This window comes from Microbacterium sp. (assembly GCF_031178525.1).
GTDB lineage: Bacteria > Actinomycetota > Actinomycetes > Actinomycetales > Microbacteriaceae > Microbacterium.
In genome coordinates this window covers 1-3452 of sequence record NZ_JAPSJA010000247.1, presented here as the reverse complement: position 1 = coordinate 3452, position 3452 = coordinate 1, and the positions used below count along the sequence as shown (strand labels likewise).

The following is a 3452-nucleotide window of genomic DNA, read 5'->3' as shown; positions in this document are numbered from 1 at the left end:
GCAACCGCTCCGCCGTGTACTCGCCGGTGAGCCGCCCGGGGCTCATCGCGATGTGGGACGACGGCGACCCGCTCTTCGAGGAGCCGCTCGCCCCCTACGTGCACGCACGCGACGCCGCGCTCGTCCGACAGGAGCTCGCGGATGCGGAATCGGGCGACAAGCCCGCGCTGCTGATCGCGGGGCACACGCGCACGGCCGACGTGGAGCGCCTCGTCGCGCTCGGCTGGGTTCAGGATGCCCCGGCGTCGCGGCGCTACACGCCCAACGTGATCCTCAGCGCCGTGACGGAGAGCGAGCAACCCGGGGCGCGCATCCCGTCCGCCGCCTTCCGCGCGGCGCGCGAGGGGCTCGAGCAGGGGCCGGTGCTCGTGCAGGTGGCGCGTCCGGGATACGCGCCGACGCTCGTGTGCGCCGACTGTCGCACGCCGGCGCGATGCCGACACTGCGGCGGGCCGCTGCATGCGCCTGGGCGCGGGGCGGTGCCCGTCTGCGGGTGGTGCGGCCGCTCGGCGAACGCGTGGACCTGCGCACACTGCTCGTCGCCGCGGGTGCGGCTCGCGTCCTCGGGCAGCGAGCGCACGGCCGACGAGCTCGGGCGCGCGTTCCCCGGCGCCAGGGTGGTCGTCGCGGACGGCGCGCATCCGGTGCGCGAGGTGGATGCGCGCCCCGCGCTCGTCGTGGCCACACGCGGTGCCGAGCCGATCGCGGAGGGCGGCTATCGCGCGGTGCTGCTGCTCGACGGCGACCGGATGCTGCAGGCGCCCGAACTGCGCATCGGCGAGTCGTGCCTGCGCTGGTGGTCGAACGCCGCGGCGCTGGCGGCGCCAGGAGCGCCCGTGCACCTCGTGGGCGTGACGGGCGGCGTCGCGCGGGCCCTCGCGACGTGGACGCAGGCGGCATATGCGCGCGCAGAGCTGAGCGACCGGGCACCGCTGCGGATGCCGCCCACGTCGCGCGTCGCGCGCCTGGAGGGCGACGTGGCGGCGGTCGACCGCGCGCTCGCAAGCCTGCGCACCGACGTGCCCGAGCTTGCCGCCGACGCCGTGCTCGGCCCCGTTCCCGTGGATCGTCAGGGCTGGCCGGGCGCTCGCGCGCTCGTGCGATTCGACTACGCGCGGGGTGCCGCGGTGGCCGCGAGCCTGCGCGCATCCGTGGTCGCGGAGGCGGTGAACGCGCGCTCGGCGCGCCGCGGGGCGAAGGGCCCCGGATCGAGACAGACGGCGCCGCGGAATATACTCGCGACCAGGCTCGACATCGTCGAGCCGGAGTTGTGAATGGCGCCGGATCGGCCCGCGGCGCGGGCCGGCGGACGGCGAGACGGGGGAGCAGTGGCCGCTGACCGGATGAGGATCGTGTTCGCGGGGACGCCGTCCGTCGCCGTCCCTTCGCTGCGTGCGCTGCACGCAGCGGGGCACGAGATCGCCGCCGTCGTCACGCGCCCGGATGCGCCGCTCGGGCGCAAGCGCGTGCTCACGCCGTCGCCCGTCGCAGCGGCGGCCGCGGAGCTCGATCTTCCCGTGATCAGGGCCGTGCGGCTCGACGCCGACGCGACCGAGCGGATCGCCGCGCTCGAACCGGAGCTCGCCGTGGTCGTCGCGTACGGCGGGCTCGTGCGTGAGCCGCTGCTGTCGCTGCCCGCGCACGGCTGGATCAACCTGCACTTCTCGCTGCTGCCGCGTTGGCGCGGCGCCGCGCCGGTGCAGCGCGCGCTGATGGCGGGCGACCGCGTCACGGGAGCTGCCGTGTTCCGCCTCGTTCCCGAGCTCGATGCGGGCGACGTGTTCGGCGAGCTGCGCTACGACGTGCCCGAGGACGCCACGGCCGGGGAGGTGCTGGATGCGCTCGCGGAGAGCGGCGCGTCGCTGCTGGCAGACGTGGTCGCCGACATCGCCGCCGGCACGGCGGTCGCCGTCGCTCAGGAAGGTGAGCCGACGCACGCCGCGAAGCTGACGATCGAGGACGGCCTGCTGGACTGGGCGGCGCCGGCGGAGCGCGTGCTCGCCCGGTTCCGAGGGGTCACGCCGGAGCCGGGAGCGCACACGACGCTCGACGGCGCGCGCGTCAAGATCCTCGCCGCCCGCCGCGCAGAATCCGCCGAACCGCTCGCTCCCGGCCGCGTCGCGCCCGCCGCGGGCGCCGTGCTCGTCGGCACCGGGACCGAGCCGATCCTGGTCGAGCGCGTGCAGCCCGCGGGCAAGGCGGCGATGGCCGCGGCCGACTGGGCGCGCGGCACGCGCGGCGCACCCGTCTTCGACGTCGGGGCATCGGAAGGTGGGCAGTGATGGTCGAGCACCGGGAGGGCGGCGGCCGCCGCTCCGACAACAGGGCGTCTGCGCCCGCCGTCCGGCACCGCACGCCGCAGCGCATGAGCGACAGGACGTGGCGGCAGGTCCAGCCCGCCCGCCGCGTCGCCTACGCCGTACTGCGTGCCGTGCAGGCTTCGGACGCGTACGCGAACCTGTTGCTGCCGCGCGAGCTCGAGCGCGCCGGTCTCTCGGGCGGCGACGCCGCGCTCGCGACCGAACTGACGTACGGCACGCTGCGCCGCCTCGGCACGTACGACGCCGTCATCCGGCTCGCCGCCGACCGGGAACCGGCCGCGATCGATCCGCCGGTCCTCGACGCGCTGCGTCTGGCCGTGCACCAGCTGATGTCCACGCGCGTGGCGTCGCACGCCGCCGTGAACGAGTCGGTTCAGCTGGCGCGGGAGGCGTCCGGATCGGGAGCCGCCGGCTTCGCGAACGCCGTGCTGCGTCGCGTCTCGAGCGACAACCCCGGCGACTGGCTCACGCGCGTCGCCGACACCGCGCGGTCCGATGACGAGCGCATCGGGCTCGAGTCGTCGCACCCCGTGTGGATCGTGCGTGCGTTCCGGCGTGCCCTCGCCGCCGAGGGGCGGACCGACGAGCTCGACGACCTGCTGGACGCCGACAACGTCTCGCCGCGCGTCACCATGGCCGCGCTGCCCGGCCTCGGCGAGACCGATGGCACGCGCACGCCGTACTCGCCCGTCGGCTTCCGTCTGCGTGCGGGCGATCCCGAGCCGCTCGTGCGGGCGTCGGGCGGCGCCGTGCGCGTGCAGGACGAAGGCTCCCAGCTCGTCGCGCTCGCGCTCAGCCGCCTCGCCCCGGTCGAGCCGGGGGAGCGCTGGCTCGATCTGTGCGCCGGGCCGGGCGGCAAGACCGCGCTGCTGGCGGCCGAGGCGCTCGCGCACGGCGCGCGGCTCGACGCCAACGAGCTGGTGCCGGCGCGCGCAGGGCTCGTGCGCAAGGCCCTCGCCGCCGTGCCGCTCGAGGTCACCGTGTTCGAGCAGGATGGCCGCGAGCTCGCGTCCGCGCATCCCGACACGTACGAGCGCATCCTGGTCGACGCGCCCTGCACGGGACTCGGTGCGCTGCGTCGTCGTCCTGAGGCGCGCTGGCGCAAGCAGCCGTCCGATGTCGCCGAGCTCG

Annotated in this window: 2 protein-coding genes and 1 pseudogene; all 3 read left to right on the top strand. The window is 76.1% G+C overall.

Going from position 1 to position 3452, the window contains the following annotated elements:
- Window positions 1–1274: pseudogene (locus tag RIF89_RS12485) on the top strand (primosomal protein N'); the annotation flags it as partial.
- A gap of 69 nt (window positions 1275–1343) precedes the next feature.
- The gene (gene fmt, locus RIF89_RS12480; RefSeq protein ID WP_309069428.1) at window positions 1344–2282 is read left to right on the top strand and encodes a methionyl-tRNA formyltransferase; all 939 of its coding nucleotides are present in this window, start codon (window positions 1344–1346) and stop codon (window positions 2280–2282) included.
- An 83-nt stretch (window positions 2283–2365) separates the two neighbouring features.
- Window positions 2366–3452, top strand: a 1087-nt coding sequence (locus RIF89_RS12475) for a transcription antitermination factor NusB (protein ID WP_309069429.1), incomplete at its 3' end; no start/stop codon positions are given.